Genomic DNA, 20,184 nt, shown 5'->3' with positions numbered 1-20,184 from the left:
TATCTTGATGTGTGAGTAGTCAATGTTTTTCGATCTTTGTTTTTTTGATCTGAGATTTCTGTATTCGTTGATACATTTCATGTTAAAATAATAGTATTAGAGAAGTAATCAATAATTCAGTTATCAGCTTTTTAGCTATCGGTCGTCAGTATTCAGGAGTCAGTATTCAGGAGTCAGTATTCAGGAGTCAGTATTCAGGAGATTATTTTTATTTATTTTCCCCATCTCCCCCCGCAACGCGCACGAAGTGGTCTCCCCCATCTCCCCCATCTCCCCCACCTCCCCATCTCCCAACTCCCAACTCCCATTCCCCTCATTTGGAGAAATAAACCATGGACCGGGCAACAGAATTCGATCGCACAATGATGCAAAGATGTCTAACCCTTGCTAGGCAAGCCTTGGGGCGGACTTCTCCTAATCCTTTGGTGGGTGCTGTGATCGTTCAAGAGGGGACAATTATCGGCGAAGGTTTTCACCCAGGGGCCGGACAACCCCATGCAGAAGTTTTCGCCCTGAGACAGGCAGCAGAAAAAGCTCGTGGTGCCACTTTATACGTCAATCTTGAACCCTGTAACCACTATGGACGTACTCCACCCTGTAGCGAGGCAATTGTGCAAGCAGGCATTAAAAAAGTGGTGGTAGGGATGATCGATCCTAATCCCCTGGTGGCGGGGAAAGGTATTCAAAGATTAGAATCGGCAGGCATCGAGACGCTGGTGGGAGTGGAGGAGTCCGAATGTCTTCAACTCAATCAGGGTTTTATCCATCGCATCACCGCTAAAAAACCCTTCGGTATCCTCAAATATGCCATGACTCTCGATGGCAAAATTGCCGCTACTAGCGGTCATAGCACATGGATTACTAGCCCCGCTTCTCGCCAAATAGTCCATCAACTGCGATCGGCCTGTGATGCGATTATCGTCGGCGGTAGCACTGTCCGTCAAGATAATCCCCACCTAACCACTCACGGCCTCTCCGATCATAATCCCCTGCGCGTGGTCATGACTCGATCGCTCGATTTACCCTCCTCCGCCCATCTTTGGGATACCAGTCAATTTCCCACGCTTCTTTACACACAAATTGATTCTAATGTCAAGCTTCAGCAACAATTATTAACAAAAGGCGTGGAAGTGATCGAACTCACCGAGGTGACACCCACTTTAGTGATGGAAAATCTTTATCAGAGGGGATTTTGTCAGGTTTTGTGGGAGTGCGGCGGCGGTTTAAGTGCAGCGGCGATCGCTGAGGGCATGGTACAAAAAATTATCGCTTTTATTGCGCCCAAAATCATCGGGGGAATCCAGGCACCCACGGCAGTGGGTGATTTAGGTTTCCAGTTAATGAGCCAAGCTTTACAGTTAAAAAATGTCACGGTTAATTATCTCAATCCCGATATTTTGATCGAGGGATATCTGCAAAGTGAACAGTAGAGCTACTGCAATTCCCCCTCAATCAGCAAATCTCAACCAACCGCTTGCAAAAGTCACAAAGTCATCAATAACCCCGATAATCTGGCAATTAACCCCGATTTTTGCGATCAAGTTCTAGAAATCGCCCCGCTGCCGTTAAATGCCTTTATCGGTACGGTTATCCCCCTAGAAGAAGTTGGGCAATCGCTCTGTGATCAATGGTGCCATTATCGAGCAAAATAAAAAAGTTAGAATAGTCAAACCCTTAGTGATTGAACGTATGACGGTACTCGAAAAAGGTAATATCACGATTCATACCGAGAATATCTTCCCTATTATCAAAAAATCTCTCTACACTGACCATGAAATTTTTCTACGGGAATTGATATCTAATAGTGTTGATGCCATCTCGAAATTAAAAATGGCTTCTTTAGCAGGAGAAGCAAGAGGAGAAGTCCCCGAACCAGAAATTAATCTCGCCATCGATAAAGAAAATCGTACCCTATCAATTACCGATAATGGCATCGGGATGACGGGGGAAGAAATCAAGAAATATATTAACCAAGTTGCCTTTTCCAGTGCGGAAGAATTTATCAATAAATACCAAAAATCAGCCAACGATTTAATCGGTCATTTTGGCCTAGGTTTCTATTCGGCTTTTATGGTGGCTAAAAAGGTAGAGATTGATACTCTTTCCTATCAAGAAGGTGCTACCCCTGTCCATTGGTCTTGTGATGGTTCTCCAGAGTTTGAATTAACCGATTCTTCCCGCAGCCAAATCGGCACGACTATTACCCTAACTTTGATGGATGAGGAAGGGGAATATTTAGAACCTGCCCGCATTCGCCAGTTAGTCAAAACCTACTCAGATTTTATGCTCGTTCCCATTAAAATTGATGGGGAAGTGATTAATCAACAACGGGCTTTATGGAAAGAATCTCCTCAAAATCTGACTAAAGAAGACTACCTAGAATTCTATCGTTATCTCTATCCTTTCCAAGAAGAACCTTTACTCTGGGTACATCTGAATACCGATTATCCTTTCTTGCTCAATGGCATTCTTTATTTTCCCAAACTAAGACCGGATGTGGATGTCTCAAAAGGACAATTAAAGTTATTCTGTAATCAGGTTTTTGTCAGCGATCATTGCGAGGAAATTATTCCCGATTTCCTGATGCCCTTGCGAGGAGTTATCGACAGTCCAGATATTCCTTTAAATGTGTCTCGAAGTGCTTTAACCAAAGATCGCACCGTTCGCCGTATTGCCGATTTTATTGCCAAAAAAATTGCTGATCGCCTCAAATCTCTATACAATGAAGACGCAAAAGAATATATTCGTTGTTGGGGAGATGTGGGAACCTTTATTAAATTTGGTTCCTTGAAAGAGGATAAATTTAAACAGCAGGTAGAAGATATTTTAATCTATCGGACTACCTACAAACCCCTAGAAACCCCAGTACAAGTGGCAGTGCAAACCGCCGAAGGTGACGCATGGCAAGAAGCAACGGCGAAAACTCCCCTAGAAGCGATCGAACAGGAAGGTTATACTACTCTCAAAGCCTACCTAGAACGCCATAAAGAACGCCACGAAAATCGAGTTTTTTACTGTACCGATCCTCGTAGTCAATCCACCTACGTTGAACTCTACAAAAATCAAGGTTTAGAAATCCTTTTCTTTGATTCTTTCATCGATACTAATTACTTTATTCCTTTCCTAGAAAGAGAATACTCCGATGTGAAATTCACCCGGGTTGATTCTGAATTAGACTCGACGCTGCTCGAACAGGATCAAGCTAGTGAAATTATCGATCCCGGTAGTAATAAAACCCGGGCTGAATTGATCAAAGAAATCTTCGCCAAAGCCCTCGATAATTCCCGCATCAATATCAAAACTGAAGCCTTGAAATCCGATGATCCCCAAGCTACTCCCCCGGCAATTGTCTTACTTCCAGAAGCGATGCGACGCTTACAGGAAATGACGGCAATGATGCAACAAAAAGCCATGGCTTTCCCCGAAGAACATATTCTGATGATTAATACTAATCATCCCCTAATTCAACAGATTATCCAGATTAGTCAGGGAAGTATTGTTACCGGTAGCGGCGAATCTCCATCGGCGCAATTAGCGAAAATGCTCTGTCAGCACGTTTATGATTTAGCTTTAATCGCTCAAAAAGGATTTGATGCCGAGGGAATGCAAGCTTTTGTGGAACGTTCCAATCGCGTTCTGACTAAGCTAACCGAAAAGATTTAATCTATTGCCAAACTTTAGCTGTTTCGATATGCTGAGAGTGTGTTAGTTCACACTCTTTTTTTAACCTGATCAATATGATCTAGCGATAAGCTATCTTGCCGCCGTCAGCCTTGAATCAGTTATCAGTTATCAGTTATCAGTTATCAGATGTAAGTTTTCAGTTCACTTATACTGTTTACTGTTTACTGTTTACTGTTTACTGATAAGTAGGGAGGCACAATTATTTGTAGGATGGGTTAGCGGTAGCGTAACATGAGCGGGCGTTGGGTTTCATGCTTCAACCCAACCTACGTTCGGTTTACTGATAACTGTTTACTGTTTACTGATAACTGAAAAATGCGCTTACCCACCCTCAAATATGAGCGAGGAACCTTAATTCTCCATCCACCACCAAAGGGGAAAAAATGGCTAGATTTTGCCACTTGGGATGATCGTATTGAAAGATTTCGCATTTTGGCCATTCATTATCGTCCTCTCGTGGAAACTCTACAGGAGGAGGGCATTAACTTCCAAGATGAAGCAAAAGCTTTCAACAATTTAGAATTAATTGCCAGTTTTGAACGGGAACCCTACCCCCACCAAACGGAAGCGTTAATCGCTTGGAAAAAATCCCAGAGAAGGGGTGTCATTGTCCTTCCCACCGCTGCCGGCAAAACCTATCTTGCCCAATTAGCTCTACAATCGACTCCCCGCAGTACCTTAATTATCGTGCCGACTATTGATTTAATGCACCAATGGTATGCCCAGATGTTGGCGGCTTTTCCCGATGCCGAGGTGGGATTATTAGGGGGAGGTTCTAAGGATAATAGTGCTATTTTAATCGCCACCTATCAAAGTGCGGCAATTTATTCAGAAACTCTTGGCAATCGTTACGCTTTTTTGATTTTTGATGAATGTCATCATTTACCATCGGATTTCTTTCGGAAAATAGCGGAAGATTCGATCGCACCCTATCGTTTAGGCTTAACAGCAACACCGGATCGCGGTGATGGTAGTCATCAGGATTTAGATTATCTTATTGGTGCAATTGTTTATCAAAAAAGTCCCCAAGACTTGTCAGGAAAAGCCCTAGCGGATCATGAAATAATTCAAATTAAAGTGAAACTATCTGCCAAAGAACAGGAAAAATATCAAGAAGCAATTAAAATTCGCAATGATTTTTTAAGAAGAAATAATCTCAGTTTGTCCGGTTTAGATGGTTGGCAAAATTTTGTCATGATTAGTGCCAGAAGTAGCGAAGGGCGCCGGGCCATGTTGGCCCACCGGGAGTCGAAGGAAATATCCTCCGGAACCCAGGGAAAATTGCGGGTTTTAGCCGAGTTAATCTGTGAACACCATCCGGAACCAATTTTAATTTTTACCAACGATAATGCCACAGTTTACCGCATTTCCGAGAGCTTTTTAATACCTGCCATAACCCATCAAACTCCCGTGAAAGAACGCCATGAAATCCTGACCCGTTTTCGTCAGGGAGAATACAAAATTCTGGTGACTTCCCATGTTCTTAATGAAGGGGTTGATGTGCCGGAAGCGCGCATCGCGATTATTTTATCGGGAACCGGTTCCACCAGGGAATATATTCAGCGTTTAGGACGGGTGTTAAGAAAAGGGCAACAAGAGGATAAACGGGCGATTTTGTATGAAGTGATAGCCGAAAATACCACGGAGGAAAAAACCTCCCAACGACGACGGGGAGAGCAGAAAAATAAAACTAGCTATAAAACCGGTAATCGACAATTGGAATTATTGCCTTCTCCTCCAAAAAAATCTTTTTCTTTCCCGAAAGCTGCCGAATCTTCTACTCCTTGGGTCAGTTCTCCAGAGTCAGAGGAAGAATAGAAAATTTCTCTGGGGGATTTTCCTCTATAATAAAGGTAAAAAATCTGGATTGATACCCCTATGACCGAACTTGCTCAACAAAAATGTCAACCTTATCAATCGGGTTCTTCTCCTATCACTGCCGAGGAAATTACCGCTTTACAGGCTAAAATTCCCGATTGGAATCTCTTAGAATACGAGGGTATTCCCCGTCTGCAAAAACTCTATAAATTTGCCAATTTTCAAGGGGCAATCGCCTTTACTAATGCCGTGGGAGAAGCGGCGGAAAAAGAAGGCCATCACCCCGCTTTATTGACAGAATGGGGTAAAGTTACCGTTTCTTGGTGGACCCATGACGTGGGGGGATTACATCAAAATGATTTCATCATGGCTGCCCGTACCGATGATATTTATCGCCAACAAAATGCTTAATCGTAGGCGCGAATCATCGCTTGGGTTCCCTGTTTAATTCCCTTGCCTTCGTCCAATTCCGCTACTACTTTAAATAGAGTTTCCGCTAAATCTGTCCCGGGCAGAATTTCCCCGGCTGTCTGGGCAGTTTCTTTGACTAATCGCAAATCTTTTAAAATATGTTCAATCATAAAAGCTGGCTGTAAATCTTGGGCGAGGATTTTTGGTCCCAAATTTTCTAAAGCCCAAGAACCCGCCGCCCCCGTTTTACAGACTTCTATGACTAAATTGGGGTCTAATCCTTGAATTTTTGCCATTTTTAGAGCCTCACACAGCGCCACCATGTGAACCGCCCCCAAGACTTGATTACAGAGTTTTACCGCTTGTCCGTTGCCGATTTCGCCACACCAGCGAATAGTTTTGCCCATGGCTTGAAAACAGGGCAGACAAGTCTGAAAATCCGCTTCTTTCCCTCCCACCATAATAGTTAAAGTGCCGTTTTTCGCCCCAATATCGCCCCCAGAGACGGGAGCATCGAGAAAACGGAGATTATTTTCCTCTAGCTTTTTACCAATCATCCTAGCGGCTTGAGAGCCAATGGTACTCATATCCACCACCAGAGTTCCCACCGCTGCCGATTCCATGACACCCCCCGGTCCTAAAATTACCGCTTCCACGTCAGGCACATCCCCGACGCAGGTAAAGACAATCTCGGCATCCCTGACGGCGGCGGCGATACTAGAACGAATGTTCGCACCAGCTGCCCCGGCAATGGTTATCCCCGGCCCCTCTGGGGTACGATTCCAAGCATTGACAGCAAAACCTCGACGGACAAGATTAACCGTCATCGGCGCTCCCATCACTCCTAATCCTAAAAAGGCAATTTTTTGACTCATAATTTTGGTAATCAAGGGAACAGGGTGTGGGGAAGTGGGGAAGTGGGGAAGTGGGGAAGTGGGGAAGTGGGGAAGTGGGGAAGTGGGGAAGTGGGGTGTATTTTCAGTGAACAGTAATCAGTAAACAGTGAACTGATAACTGATAACTGATAACTGATAACTGATAACTGATAACTGATAACTGTTTTAGGATTCTACCATTTGCAGAAATTGGGCTTCTGAAAGGGTTTTTATGCCTAATTTTTGAGCCTTTTTGAGTTTCTCACCGGGGGCTTTACCGAGGAGAATATAATCAGTGTTCGCACTGGGGGAACTGGTAACAGTACCACCGACATTAATAATCAATGATTTCGCTTTCTCGCGACTGATTTTGCTGAAGGTTCCTAGTATAACTACGCTTTTTCCCCTTAGGGTATTTTCGGCGGATTCTTGACTCGTTTGGACTATCTCCGCTGCGGGTTGCACTTCTAAACTCGTATCGGCAACCAGGATTTTTTCTGCTGCTACTACCGGAGTTTCCTCGGCAATCACCGGGGTGGTTTCCGGCTCTTCTACTACAGGAGTTTCACTAATAATTGCTTCTGGTTCATTAGTAATAATGGGAGCAGTTTGTCGAGAGAAATCGTCTCTTTCTTGTTGTAGGTTTTGAATTTTAACCACTAAAGCGGCGATTTCTTTTTGCTTAGTTGCTAACTCACCCTCAAACTTAATTTTTTCCTTATCTAAAGCTTTAGCTACCGTTTTTTGGGCTTCTAAATCTTGAGTTAGTTGGCGATTTTGTTGGCTTAATTCCTCGATATGACGGGAAGTTGTGGTTTCTAATTGGTCTTTTTCGGAACTTAACTGGTGTAGTTGAATCTCTAAATTAGAAATGTTTTCCCGATAGGTTTCTAGCTGTTGCGGTAACTGGGTTAATTCCTGTAATTGCCCTTCTAAATTAGCAATTGTTGCCTGAGAATCAGCCAATTGTTGCGGTAACTGGGTTAATTCCTGTAATTGCCCTTCTAAATCAGCAATTTTTGCCTGAGAATCAGCCAATTGTTGCGGTAACTGGGTTAATTCCTGTAATTGCCCTTCTAAATTAGCAATTGTTGCCTGAGAATCGGCCAATTGTTGCGGTAACTGGGTTAATTCCTGTAATTGCCCTTCTAAATTAGCAATTTTTTCGGCAGCAGTGCTTAATTCTGCCGATAATTCCCCTTTCTGGGCCGCTAAAGCTTGTAACTCCAGTTTAGCTGCTTCGAGATGAGCACCGAGACTGTCCTTTTCGGCGGTTATGGCTGTCACTTGAGCGACGGTTTCTTGGAGTTTTATAGTTAAATTGTCGCATTCTTGGCCTAAAGAGAGCGATCGAGTTTGACTTGCGGCTAAATCTTCGCTGAGAGACTTTTTTTCCTGTTCTAACCCGGTAATTTGACCCTGTAAGCTGGCTATTTCTTGCTGTCCTCGCTCATAATGTTCTGTTTGGTGAGCCAGATTCTGTTCTAAGGTTTGAATTTGACCTTGCAAGCTGGGAATTTGAGCGGCTAAATCGCTTAATTCTTGGTTTTTATACTCTAAATCGGCCACTTTTGCCCTTAATTCCTCGGCTTTTTCTAGCTCTTGCTGTAAGAGAGTTTTATCCTGTTCTAGGGTCTGAATTTGACTATAGAGAGAGGTGGTCTGTTTTTTGGTCAAATCAAATTGACGGTTAATTTCACCTTTTTGCTGCTCTAAAGTTTGAATCTGTGCCTCTAGGCTAGTAATTTGGGCTTTTTCTCCCTCTAATTGCTCCATCAGACCAGCTTTCTCCGCTTCTATTTCCTTAGCGGTGGTTTTCAGGTGTTCGATTTCACCCTCACCTATATGGACAGCTTGCTGGAGGGACTGGAGAGAATTTTCTAAATCCGTAGCTTTGTGCTGTAATTGGGCGGAATGTTGTTCTATGTGAATTATTTTGGCGTGCAGCTGCTGATTTTCGTCTTTTAACTCTGATTGCGCCACGTCTAAACCCTTGACTTGAGCCAACAAATCTGAGCTACTTTGCTGTAATTGCGCTTGTGCGGCTAAAAGGGCGGTATTTTTGCTGACGAGACCAGAGCGCGACCAGAGGAATAGTCCTCCGAAAACAGCACTTAAACCTAATCCTTCATAAATTAATTCGTTGAGCATATCTACCCTCCTAGACAAGCGAAAAACAGTCACCTAACCGAACTGATGCGGCAATTTTGGTTATAGACCTACATCTCTACTTATATCAGTTACGGGGTGCATTCGGGGGAAGGGCGGGGAAAAAGTCACTTCTTTCCTCCCGTTGTAAAAAGGTGATTTAGCTATTCGCGTTATGCTAATTTGTACCTGATCCCATTCTTGGGTGATTTCCAGGTTGATTTCTTCCTGATGATTAAAATAGTAGCCCATGGCCGCAGGAGCTATGGTTGATAATTATCCATTGTCAATTGCCTATTATCCATTAAAAACGCGATCGCCTTTTGACCTTTGACCCCTTCCCCTTGAACTGCGATCGCTGATTAGTTGATAGTCAATAATTGATTGAAAAAACACGGATGAGAAGCTAGGGACATTTTTTCTGGGCCAAGTCGCTAGAATGGGACTAGACTCCTCAAGCTTGAAGAATCTTCCTATGTCAGACGCTGTAACGATCGCCGATATTTACAAGTTATTTGAAAGAACTGAGGCCCAATTTGCCGAGTTTCAAAAGGAAGCTGATCGCCGCAGTGCCGAAGCCGATCGCCGCAGTGCCGAAGCTGATCGCCGCAGTGCCGAAGCTGATCGCCGCAGAGAGGAAGCTAATCGCACGATGGAAGAATTAAAAAAACAGGTACAAGAAACGACCAAAGCTGTTAATAACCTAACAACACGCTGGGGCAGATTCGTTGAAGAAATGGTAGAGCCTGCGGTTGTGCGTTTATTTCAGGAACGGGGCATTGATGTCACCCAAACGATGAGTCGCTTGAAAAGTAAGCGTTCTGGGGCGGCAATGGAGATTGATATTGTGGCGGTGAATGGGAGCGAGTTGGTGGCTGTGGAATGTAAATCTCGACTGTCGAGGGATGATGTAGATGATTTTGTCAGCCGATTACAGCGATTTAAGGTTGCTTTCCCCCAATTTCGAGAGTTTCGGGTTTATGGGGCAGTGGCAGGCATTGAAATTGATCAGGGGATAGATGTCTATGCCTATCGGCGCGGTTTGTTTGTGATTAAGCAGTCGGGGGAAACGGTTAAAATTATCAATGATACTCAGTTTCAACCTTTGGGTTTTGCTTAAGGTGTTTCATCTCTTTTTTAAGAAGGCGTAATTTTGCGATCGCCCTTTTAATTAATAATGAATAGTTGATAATGTAAACTGTCAGGAGTCATTTTGGAAACCATTATGGAAATAAAAAACATTAAACAAAAAGCCAGAAATTTAATCGATAAATTGCCAGAAATTCTACATGGGATGATTTGCAGTGAAGATTACCAAAAAGCGCAAGAAAGAACCACAAAGGCACAAAGAACACAAAGATTTTCTCACCCATAACTTTCTAGTAGGAACCATACTACAAAAACATCGGGCGAGTGGCTGACCCCTCGGTGACAGGTATCGAAAACCCAGAACCCGCATGGCTTCGTGGAAAATTACTCGTTAATAATTGTTCACAAAATCTTGTAACCCTATATGCTACAGTCCTTTAAGTCTTGACGCGAGAGAAGAGATCCAATACCCCTAGGATTCATCCCAGGATAAGCCAGCCTCCCATAAAAACCCCAGTAAACCTCACCCCAAATGTCCCAATAACGCAAATCTCCTCGGCAGTACATTAGTACGGGGAAGTGATTATAATGGGTTTCTGGAGTACGATATGCTACTTCCATATTGCCCAAATTAAACCATCGTTCTCCTTGTTTCCAACCTATGTAATCGCCAAAACTACCCCATACTTCCCGATTATATTCTTCTTTCCCCCCAAGGTCACGGTAAATTTTGGCCTGTCCTTTAATGCCAAATTTCCTTTCGCTGTAGTGCATCCAGAGACGGTCAATCTCATTAATTACCTCTAGCGATACTTCTTTAAAAAGATCATATATCTTATCAAAATTTTCTATAACCATCCACTGATACATAATGAAAGCGGTTTCGTAGTCGGCTTTTTTCCAATCCTTTTGCTCTAGGTACTTCTCTAGTTTTTGATAGATTTGCCCTTGGTTTTTTATGAGATATTCCCTTGATTTTCTCAGTTCTTTTTCGTAGGCGCGATCAGCCTCTTTGTGATATTGTACCGAGATCATCTTATCGAATTGTTCCCTAAACCTTTCAGGGTTTTCTATCTCTGCAAAAGCTAGACGAAAAATCTCTGCCCATCTTTCCTCGTTTTTGTTCTCTTTATTTCCCCATAATTCATATAATTTATCATGAGCTTTCCTAGATAATGAATAAACCTCTGTTGCGACCGGATGTTGGACAGAGGAAATAATATTAGGTAAAATTCGAGAGACACGATAAACTCGATCCTCTTCTTGAACTTCAGAACTAATCTCAATCAGCCCCAAATCTAACCCCCGTTTTAATTGTCCTTGGTAATTAGAAATGGAGCTACAAACAGCTTTTAAAGCTACCATCGGGACGGGTATCTCATAGATTAAACAATGACTAAGAACCTGCTGTAATGGCTGATCGATAAGCTGGTACAGTTCCTGCCAAATAATTTTATCTTTCCACAAATCGGGACTATTTTCTAGTTCAGCTAATTGAGCTTCTGCATCTTCTCTATCTAAAACATCATTATTGAGAAATTCTAGTAATCGAGGATTTCCATCGGCTAAATTCAACGCCCTTTCCCTGAGAGGTTCAGGAAGTTGATCCGGGGTAAAATTGGCTAGACGAGCGAGTTTTTTAGTCAGTTCGGCTTTTCTAAATGGTTCTAATCCCTGCAAGAAAAAAGCCTCTAATAAATCAGAATCGAACTCGTAGCGACAAGTAATCAGAATCCGATGGTCAGTTCCCGTTTCTTGGATTGCCGTGACTAATGCTGCTAAAATCGGGGCGACTGGAGCCTTAAGAATGTAGCGACCGTCACGGGGTTCAAGATTCCATTCAAAGTCATCAAGAATCAGAAGAAACGGTTTTTCTCCCAATTCAGCTAACCGAATGAATAGGTAAGATAATCGAGATTTAAGTTCAATTTGATTGTTTTCTAAATCAGCAATAAGTTCTCTAGTTTTAGGATTGATGAGTTTATCTTTTAACTTTCTTATCAAATAAACTTCATCAATTTGTCGCCACCAGAGAAGCTTTTCCGATTCAGGCAATCTCTCCCACAGTCGAGAGGCGATACTACTTTTTCCCCATCCTCCCATACCATGAATTAGTACCCCAACCTTTTCCCAATCCGTTTTCAGCGTTCGCAAACAATTCTGTAACTGGCGACGACGACCGACAAACTCTTCCCTTTTGACCACCCTAAGCCGATTTTCATCATCTCTAAATTCTCTGGTAATTGTCGGTTTTGGCAGTTGTGTGCGTTGCGGTGTCCTTAAGGGAGTTACTAGGGCTTGAGGTAGAGTGTTTCCTACATATAAGCGCAGTTTATGCCAATCCCTTGCTTGCTGGTCAATTAAGGCTCTATAGGTAGCAGATAGGGCCTCAATTACCGTTTCCCCTTGGGATAAATGTCCGTACAATTCCTTCGCTGCCACTGCTGCATCCGTATCTAGAACCCTTTCTCCCCAACCCAAAACAGCTTTTGCCCCCAAGTGCAAAAATTCTTCCGCCATGGAGGGAACTGCGCTGTCAGGAGCATAACCTGTACGGCAACCAGAGAGGAAAATTAAAGGCGGTAAAGAAGAACGATTGATCGCATCATAAATGGCATTGGTGTCGCTATCAACCTGGTTGCCATACTCATCCTCGGTGAGAAAGCAGGGTTTTCCGTCCTGATGAGTTGCATGACCTGTTAAGTGAAAGACATCAAAGTAGCCTTGGTCATATTCCCGAACTACATAGCCTAACTCATTAGAACTCTTGCAAATTAATTATATGTTATAATGATGGGTTAACTAATTTTCCCCAAAAAATTAGTTAATCAGTACATTTGTCCTGAATGAAAACTTGAAGTTTAACTTTTAACTCAAAACTCTTTAGAGCTGCTTTAATTTGGTTATCAAAACCTCTTTATTTAAGCGGCACAAACTATCTCAATTATAAAAATTGAGAATAAATTCTCCTTGACTTGATTAATCTTTAGGCAACTTTTAAGAAGCTGCTATACCTATCCCTAACTCACAGTTATAAATAGCCGCCAACAAGTTAACTCTTAAACTATATCTTCGACGACGATTCCGATATTTACAGGATAAGATTTTAAAGATTTTGAGTTTCCTATTTATAGGTTCAATGATAATCCTTTCTTTGGCTAAAGCCTTGTTATACTCTTTTTCTAACTCTGTTAATTTTCTATTTTTCGATTTCTTTTTCGGTGTATAACTATTACTATGGTATGCAGCTATTCCCTGATAACCACTGTCTTCTATGCTGGTAGTTAAAGGATGAAAACGAACTCGACTTTTTTTAAATAAACTAAAATCATGACCTCTACCTTTCCCACAAAAGACACAGATAATTTCCTTTGTATTTTGATCAGCTACTAATTGGGATTTTAAAGTATGATAACCTCTTTTACCCGAAAAAAAATCTTTCTGTTTCTTTTGGGGGCGTTCAATGGGAGTTTCCGTTACATCCATTACCGTTATGACCGGTATCTCTGCTTGATTGAGTAAAGCTTTTTTTCCTTTTAAACGGAAGTTTCCCGATTGTAAAAGCATTTTTTCCGTCTTATTTACAATCCGACATATAGTTGATTCTGATAGTTCCCAGCTTGTACCAATGTGAAAATATGTTCTATATTCTCGCCAATATTCTAACGTTACTAAAACTTGTTCTTCTATAGATAGTTTAGGTTTCGGTCCCCTTTTAGATGGTGAATTAGAGTCGGCTTCAACACTTTTTACTGATTCTACCATCTTTCTATAGGTTTGTTTATACACACCGAAACGGCGTTTGAATTGTTCATCTGATAAGTTTTGATAATCCATAATTTTGCTAATAAACATAGCAAAATTATAGATGATTTCCTGACCTAAGATCACATTTTATTCTTTTTTCCACTTCAATCTAAGAATTGAGAAAAAAGCAAAACCTTATATTATACCATAAAAAAATTATGCAAGAGGTCTATTTAAACAACCACTTTCTTCTACTCTCAAGTTCACCGGATTGCGCTGGGTGGCTCCTAAAATTTGCCCCTCTTCTGCTTCGTAATCTAAGACGGGTTCAACGCCTAGCGGAGAGGTAGCCATAAAGAGCAAGTTGAGGGGACGGTTTGGCGGCGGACTGACAATCTGATTCGGTCTATTATTGGAAAACCACCGCACGGGAATAATGGCAGGTCTTTTCTCTACCAAAAAACCCTGACCATCGTGTAGGAGTTCCCAGGGTAGATGGACTAATCTTTTGCTGGTGCTGATAGCCAGAACTATTTTCTCTCCCCGGTGGCTCTCTAATTCGTTCTGTAGAATGCGCTCCGTACCATCTAACCATCGGTACAAACCTTGTCCTGTTCTGGCGTGGTCTTCTGGTAAACGGGTATAGTAATCGGTGTCGGCCTTTTTACTTAGGTGGTCTATTTCACTCAAGCATCTTGTGTAGGTACGAGTCTGGTTGGGGTTATCCCAGAAAAATCGGAACTCAACGCTATTGCTACCCCTCTCCTGAAGATCAATATGCAGTATCCTCATGATTTTTCTTGTTCTAAGAGTTTTTGTAGTTGCTCTAGGGTAGCATCTTTGAGCAGCAGACGATCGCCGTTTTGGCTGACAATTAACACTCGTCCGATTTTCGGGGTTTCAGGAGAGTCAATTTTTCGCTTTAATTGGTACAATTTCTCAGCGATGGCGATTGTTCCGCTAATAATGCCGATGATGGTGGCGATGGTAGCAAGGGTTCCCTCTTTCTGCACTTCGGAGATAACTTCGTAGCTGCCTTGCACCCCTTCCATCTCGACGATATCCTGAGCAACTTTGATAGCATCGGCTCCTTGAATTTCTATCTGCATCAGTTTTGTTCCTCCTGTCAGTACCCAAGGAAAATGATCCTAAATCCGTTTATTAAAAACTGATTATCTATTCCCCCTTTTGCTTGTCCTGATATGTAGCCTATACTCAACGAATTTAGCACGAAACCCAACCAATGTCCTATTATCAAATAATTATAAATGATTTTGCCTGGTTATTGGATGGGGTGTTGGGTAACAGTCGTCAACCCAACCTACCTTCCGCGCTTTCTAGCTGTCGGTTCTAAGAGTTAGATTACCAAGTACAAGCTGAGCTAAGTCATCAGCTTTCTTTGATTGTTCTGCCGCCAATGTCCTTAGCGTAAACTCTTGTTCGACAGCATCTCCAATTTGTGTTTGAATCTCTTCTGGGGGAACAATTATTTGTAATTCTAGTAATCTAGACGGGCTAATTCTCTGTCGCCCCGTTGCACCAGTAACGTTTGCTGTCGCTTGTCGGGTAAAATGATCAGAACGTAAAGCCCGAAAAAGGTAATAAAGATTAATCTCGGCTTGTGATTTTTTTCGCAAAACAATAAATTCAGTTGAAGCTACTGCGTTAGTTACATCTTGAGTTACTAGCGCAATCTTTTTGTTGGCCAAGCTGGGCATGATCTTGGCGAAGAGAATGTCATTCTTTTGAAAGCGATGTTTTGTACTTCCAATCTCATTTCCTTGATTAAGTTTAAGAGTTAATATATAGCCATAAATATCATCTACTTCTCGTAAATCTATATATTCAAATATTTGACCAGCATATCTACTAGAGCGTGGATTAACGCTTCTTGATACAACATCTACAAAGTTTCCTAAAGGCTGCTGTTCAAACTCACCTATTTGCTCATGCAAATATTGTGTATAAGCTGCACCAGCATCAACTGTATCGATACTACGGGCTGATTCTTCAGTGATTGTTAATATTAAAGGGTCTGGTTTAATTAACTCGATAGTCATTGCAATTCTAGTTTTACTCTATGATAGGCTTCCGCGATAACAGGTAAATCATTGAGATCAGTTTCTCTATAATATTTTGAGGTAATGTCATAGCCAACGTGTTCTGCTTGTGCTAAAAAACGCTTTTTATTGTCTCCAGTAGTCTTCTTGAGATACAAAACACAGGTTCTAGCATTAGACCCCCCAAACGGCTTAAATGATCCGACAGGTAAGCTTATACAACCATGAATATGTGTACGAGATTTCACAAAGTTGCGAACTTCAGTCTCGGAAACTCCGCTGGCAACACCATGGGGCAAAATAACTAGCAAACGTCCAGTTTCAGGCTTTAATAGTCGAATTGCTCTCTCAAGAACCAAATAGTCTGAACCTTGAGCAGCTTTACCTCGTCCTAGATAATACCGGTTTAAAGTAGCAGAATCTTCATAGGGTATATTGAACGGGGGATTAATGAGAATTACATCAAACATTGCTGCGTTATTTTGCTCAATATTTAAAAAATCAGTTCTGCGTCCATCTGTATTCTCAAAAACATCTTCTCTAATTGAATCTCCTGTATAAATATGTTCATAGCCATCACCATGTAAAATCATATTTATTCGACATAAAGTGGCTAACCGAGGATTTATCTCAATTCCCCATAGATTATTCGTGACAAGATTACTAACTAAATGATCTTTTTCATCTTGGCTAGAATCAAGAAATCGAATTTTTTTGCGGACATTAATAAACGCTCTAATAAGAAAGCCACCACTTCCGCATGATAAATCAAGGACTTTTTCTCCAATTTTTATATCAGCTATCTCAACCATGAACTCAACTAATTGTCTTGGGGTTAAATACTGTCCTAAGTCCCCTCGGAGTGTTCCAGTAAGAAAGGCCTCATAAACAGAACCAACTACATCTCCTCCTGCTCCAGCCAAGCCAAGTGGTGTCTTAAAACCATAAAGACCAAAAGGCTCTAATTCACGAACAATTTTTTCAACAGTTTCGTTGCTTCTAATTTGAATTTGAGTTCCCGTAGGGAATACATTAAAAGTCTGTTTTGCGTCAGTAAACATTTGCTGTAAAGCAGCTAGAGGTCCACTGCCAAGAAGCCAGGAAGATGTAAAGCGATTGGGTGCAAGGCCTTCAGCATCTCTTTTCTCTTCGTTAAACTTACAAGTGAGAATTTTAGTTAGCTCATCAAATGCAGACTCGGCAATGAGTCCTTCTTTAGCTAACTCTTTTCGACATTCCCTAAATGCTATTTCTAAGTCACCTTTATTTTCAATAGTTACTAAAAGTCGCTCAGCAGCTTGTCGCTTTTCCAATTGAACTACATTGCTAGAGACAGTAAGTATTGTGCTTTCAAGCTCTTGCGGTTCAGGAACGGATTCTAATCCGCCAATATCGTCTCTATCCAAATAATAAATCTCCCAATCACGTCCATTAGTCAGAACTGCAATTGGTGTAGATGGTTCAAGAAGTTGAGCATAGGAAAGCGCTTGGTTAACATCCTCCTCGCTCAATCGATGCTGAATACGCTTGGTTTCAACCACAAGAGCCGGACGTTCCCCAATATAAACAACGATATCAGCTTGCTTTCTAAATCTATGTCCTGAAGTTCCAGTGATTGAGACTTTTCGACGTATCTGGTTCCTGTCGTAACCAAGCCTCATTATGAAAGGAATAACAACATTCTCAGCACAGTCGTCCTCAGAGTTCAACGGTGGTGCTTTGCGAAAAATGTCATCTAAGATAGCCTGTTTATTCAACGGCATAATAATCTATACACCTATGGGTTACACGACAACTAAGCCTACTGCAAACCAGAGCAGTAGGTAAATAGCTTAAACCGTTGCGTTGCTGTTACAGGCAATACTACTATTAACCAGCTTAGTTGGGGAAAAATCTCAATTACCATCAATGGTTGACCTAAGAAAATATTTCAGTCTCTCCGTCGGGAAATAACCTATTAGAGACTGAAAAATCTTAGTCATTCCATTCCCCTTTGGGTGGTACGGGGGGATTGCGTCGAAGATGACGGGTTAAGTCCTCATCCGGTTGTTTCTCTCCTCTTAGCCACTGTTTAATCGCTGTTTCGATAATGCGACTAGGATCGTTAGTCAGGTGTTTAATCTGTTCTAAAACTTCCGAGTCAAGGTGAATAGCGATTTCAACTTTCTCCGCCGTGCGCTGAGTCGGTGTAGCATTGTCGTTCATAAGCTCTATTAATGATTGCTATCTATCATTCTACCCGTCAGTCGAGGATTCTCATCCAAGAGTTTATCTATAGTAATCCGATTTGGACAAATCATAGAGCTTTTCCTTAGCCATTGCTCTTTCCCTGATTTTGTCCCCATAATCAAGCCTACCATAGTTTCCTGTGGATGCCGAGAGGGGAAGCCAAGGCCAAAACCCTGACTATACTTGCAGTTTAGCTTTTTTTACCTTTTACTTTTCGCTTTTGCTCCAGCCTTAGAGACTTTACCTCTACAATGAATTAAGGAATCTAAAATTTTATAAACCCCTGACTTTTGCCAACAGTGAACCACGATGACTGACGTTCCCGTTTCTCGCATTCGCAATTTTTCCATCATCGCTCATATCGATCATGGTAAATCAACTCTCGCCGATCGCCTCCTGCAAATTACGGGAACCGTAGCCCAACGGGAGATGAAAGAACAATTTCTCGATAATATGGACTTGGAACGGGAACGAGGTATCACCATCAAGTTACAGGCGGCACGCATGGATTATACCGCTAAGGATGGTCAAAAATACGTTCTTAATCTGATTGATACCCCCGGCCATGTGGATTTTTCCTACGAGGTTTCTCGGTCTCTAGCGGCGTGCGAGGGAGCTTTATTAGTTGTGGATGCGTCCCAAGGAGTAGAGGCGCAAACTTTAGCCAATGTTTACCTAGCACTGGAAAATAACCTCGAAATTATCCCAGTTTTAAATAAAATCGACCTACCCAGTGCCGAACCGGAACGAGTCGCGGCGGAAATCGAGGAAGTGGTGGGTTTAGACTGTAGTGAGGCGATTCGGGCCTCGGCTAAGGCTGGGATCGGTATTAATGATATTCTAGAGTCGATCGTCCAATTAGTTCCCCCTCCCCAAGATACCCTCGAAGAACCCTTCCGAGCTTTAATTTTTGATAGTTATTACGACGCTTATCGAGGAGTAATTGTCTATTTCCGCGTCATGGATGGTCGGGTGAAAAAGGGCGATAAAATTCGTTTTATGGCTTCTGGTAAAGAATTTGTGATCGATGAATTGGGAATTTTATCACCGCAACAGGTACAGGTAAATGAACTGCACGCGGGAGAAGTGGGTTATCTGGCAGCCGCGATTAAAACCGTCGCTGATGCCCGGGTGGGTGATACGATTACTCTAACCGCTAAACCAGCACAAGAGCCTTTACCCGGTTATACAGAAGCAAAACCGATGGTTTTCTGCGGATTATTCCCCACCGATGCTGATCAGTACGCCGATCTCAAAGATGCGCTGGAAAAGTTAAAATTAAACGATGCAGCTCTATCCTACGAACCGGAAACTTCTAGTGCCATGGGTTTTGGTTTCCGTTGCGGTTTCTTGGGACTGCTACACATGGAAATCGTCCAGGAAAGACTAGAAAGGGAATATAACTTAGATTTAATTACCACTGCTCCCTCGGTAGTTTATCAGGTCACTACCACCGATGGCGAAATTGTCGAGGTGGATAATCCTAGTTTGTTACCTTCCCCACAAAAACGGGAAAAAATTGAGGAACCTTATATCCAAGTGGAAATGATTACTCCGGAAACCTATGTAGGCGCTTTGATGGAATTATGTCAAAGTCGTCGGGGAGTTTTCAAGGATATGCGTTATTTTACTAAAACTCGCACCGCTTTGATTTATGAGTTACCTTTAGCGGAAGTGGTGACAGACTTTTTTGATCAATTAAAATCTCGATCGCGCGGTTATGCTAGTATGGAATATCAATTAATTGGCTATCGGGAAAATGAGCTAGTTAAATTAGATATTATGGTCAATGGTGATCCCGTTGATGCTTTAGCGATGATCGTTCACCGGGATAAAGCTTATTATGTTGGTCGCGCTTTAACTGAAAAGTTAAAAGAGTTAATTCCCCGGCATCAATTTAAGGTTCCCATTCAAGCAGCTATTGGTTCTAAAATTATCGCTAGTGAACATATTCCCGCTTTAAGAAAGGATGTCTTAGCTAAGTGTTATGGTGGTGATATTAGCCGCAAGAAAAAGCTGTTAGACAAGCAAGCAAAAGGGAAGAAACGGATGAAAGCGATCGGAACTGTTGATGTACCCCAGGAGGCATTTATGGCAGTCCTAAAACTCGATCCTCAGTAAAG

Annotated in this window: 16 protein-coding genes and 1 pseudogene; 8 read left to right on the top strand and 9 right to left on the bottom strand. The window is 42.1% G+C overall.

The genetic code is table 11. From position 1 onward, the window contains the following. Nucleotides 1-332: 332 nt before the first annotated feature. The 4 genes from ribD to MAE_RS17290 all read left to right on the top strand — a co-directional run bounded on the left by ribD (nucleotide 333) and on the right by MAE_RS17290 (nucleotide 5,913). Nucleotides 333-1,430 (top strand): bifunctional diaminohydroxyphosphoribosylaminopyrimidine deaminase/5-amino-6-(5-phosphoribosylamino)uracil reductase RibD, encoded by a 1,098-nt coding sequence (gene ribD / locus MAE_RS17305; RefSeq protein ID WP_012266722.1) that lies wholly within the window; start codon nucleotides 333-335, stop codon nucleotides 1,428-1,430. Between the two features lie 259 nt (nucleotides 1,431-1,689). Beyond that, a complete protein-coding gene (gene htpG / locus MAE_RS17300; protein WP_012266721.1) occupies nucleotides 1,690-3,663 on the top strand; it encodes a molecular chaperone HtpG in 1,974 nt (657 codons plus the stop codon). Between the two features lie 336 nt (nucleotides 3,664-3,999). After that, a complete protein-coding gene (locus MAE_RS17295; RefSeq protein ID WP_012266720.1) occupies nucleotides 4,000-5,502 on the top strand; it encodes a DEAD/DEAH box helicase in 1,503 nt (500 codons plus the stop codon). A 60-nt stretch (nucleotides 5,503-5,562) separates the two neighbouring features. Continuing rightward, nucleotides 5,563-5,913 (top strand): 4a-hydroxytetrahydrobiopterin dehydratase, encoded by a 351-nt coding sequence (locus MAE_RS17290; RefSeq protein WP_002744294.1) that lies wholly within the window; start codon nucleotides 5,563-5,565, stop codon nucleotides 5,911-5,913. Here MAE_RS17290 and MAE_RS17285 read toward each other — a convergent pair. Then, nucleotides 5,910-6,788: an NAD(P)-dependent oxidoreductase gene (locus MAE_RS17285; protein WP_012266719.1), complete on the bottom strand. Its 879-nt coding sequence runs from the start codon at nucleotides 6,786-6,788 to the stop codon at nucleotides 5,910-5,912. The genes MAE_RS17290 and MAE_RS17285 overlap by 4 nt on opposite strands. Between MAE_RS17285 and MAE_RS35805 the strand changes: the two genes are divergently transcribed. Beyond that, a complete protein-coding gene (locus tag MAE_RS35805) occupies nucleotides 6,780-6,905 on the top strand; it encodes a hypothetical protein (protein WP_269453928.1) in 126 nt (41 codons plus the stop codon). The two genes, MAE_RS17285 and MAE_RS35805, sit on opposite strands and share 9 nt — an antisense overlap. A 69-nt stretch (nucleotides 6,906-6,974) precedes the next feature. On the opposite strand, the gene MAE_RS17280 is transcribed toward MAE_RS35805, so the two are convergent. Next, a complete protein-coding gene (locus MAE_RS17280) occupies nucleotides 6,975-8,939 on the bottom strand; it encodes a BRCT domain-containing protein (protein ID WP_012266718.1) in 1,965 nt (654 codons plus the stop codon). Between the two features lie 472 nt (nucleotides 8,940-9,411). Here MAE_RS17280 and MAE_RS17270 point away from each other — a divergent pair, with 472 nt between their 5' ends. Together MAE_RS17270 and MAE_RS33855 are read left to right on the top strand one after the other, a co-directional pair. Beyond that, the gene (locus MAE_RS17270) at nucleotides 9,412-10,056 is read left to right on the top strand and encodes a DUF3782 domain-containing protein (RefSeq protein WP_041804184.1); all 645 of its coding nucleotides are present in this window, start codon (nucleotides 9,412-9,414) and stop codon (nucleotides 10,054-10,056) included. A 105-nt stretch (nucleotides 10,057-10,161) separates the two neighbouring features. Next, the gene (locus MAE_RS33855; protein ID WP_162467768.1) at nucleotides 10,162-10,311 is read left to right on the top strand and encodes a hypothetical protein; all 150 of its coding nucleotides are present in this window, start codon (nucleotides 10,162-10,164) and stop codon (nucleotides 10,309-10,311) included. A gap of 134 nt (nucleotides 10,312-10,445) precedes the next feature. Here the strand turns inward: MAE_RS33855 and MAE_RS17265 are convergent. From MAE_RS17265 to MAE_RS17235, 7 genes and pseudogenes are all read right to left on the bottom strand, one after another. Then, nucleotides 10,446-12,785 (bottom strand): annotated as a pseudogene (locus tag MAE_RS17265) (GUN4 domain-containing protein); the annotation flags it as partial. Between the two features lie 237 nt (nucleotides 12,786-13,022). Further along, complete coding sequence (locus MAE_RS17260) at nucleotides 13,023-13,880, bottom strand: IS5-like element ISMae4 family transposase (protein ID WP_012266714.1); 858 nt, start codon at nucleotides 13,878-13,880, stop codon at nucleotides 13,023-13,025. Nucleotides 13,881-13,988: 108 nt separating this feature from the next. Then, on the bottom strand, nucleotides 13,989-14,564 hold the full coding sequence (locus MAE_RS17255) for a hypothetical protein (protein ID WP_012266713.1): 576 nt from the start codon (nucleotides 14,562-14,564) through the stop codon (nucleotides 13,989-13,991). Then, nucleotides 14,561-14,881, bottom strand: a complete 321-nt coding sequence (locus tag MAE_RS17250) for a hypothetical protein (protein ID WP_012266712.1) — start codon at nucleotides 14,879-14,881, stop codon at nucleotides 14,561-14,563. Before MAE_RS17250 ends, MAE_RS17255 begins: the two co-directional genes overlap by 4 nt. Before the next feature lie 228 nt (nucleotides 14,882-15,109). Next, nucleotides 15,110-15,832: a restriction endonuclease subunit S gene (locus tag MAE_RS17245; RefSeq protein ID WP_002762203.1), complete on the bottom strand. Its 723-nt coding sequence runs from the start codon at nucleotides 15,830-15,832 to the stop codon at nucleotides 15,110-15,112. Continuing rightward, a complete protein-coding gene (locus MAE_RS17240; protein WP_012266711.1) occupies nucleotides 15,829-17,595 on the bottom strand; it encodes an N-6 DNA methylase in 1,767 nt (588 codons plus the stop codon). The genes MAE_RS17245 and MAE_RS17240 overlap by 4 nt, the downstream gene beginning before the upstream one ends. Before the next feature lie 211 nt (nucleotides 17,596-17,806). Next, entirely contained in the window at nucleotides 17,807-18,037 is a 231-nt protein-coding gene (locus tag MAE_RS17235; protein WP_002762207.1) for a type II toxin-antitoxin system CcdA family antitoxin, read from the bottom strand. A 333-nt stretch (nucleotides 18,038-18,370) separates the two neighbouring features. Here MAE_RS17235 and lepA point away from each other — a divergent pair, with 333 nt between their 5' ends. Then, nucleotides 18,371-20,182, top strand: a complete 1,812-nt coding sequence (gene lepA, locus MAE_RS17230; RefSeq protein ID WP_002762209.1) for a translation elongation factor 4 — start codon at nucleotides 18,371-18,373, stop codon at nucleotides 20,180-20,182. Nucleotides 20,183-20,184: the final 2 nt, after the last annotated feature.

Origin of the sequence: Microcystis aeruginosa NIES-843 (assembly GCF_000010625.1) — a bacterium.
GTDB lineage: Bacteria > Cyanobacteriota > Cyanobacteriia > Cyanobacteriales > Microcystaceae > Microcystis > Microcystis aeruginosa.
This window is presented reverse-complemented; position numbering and strand designations above follow the sequence as displayed.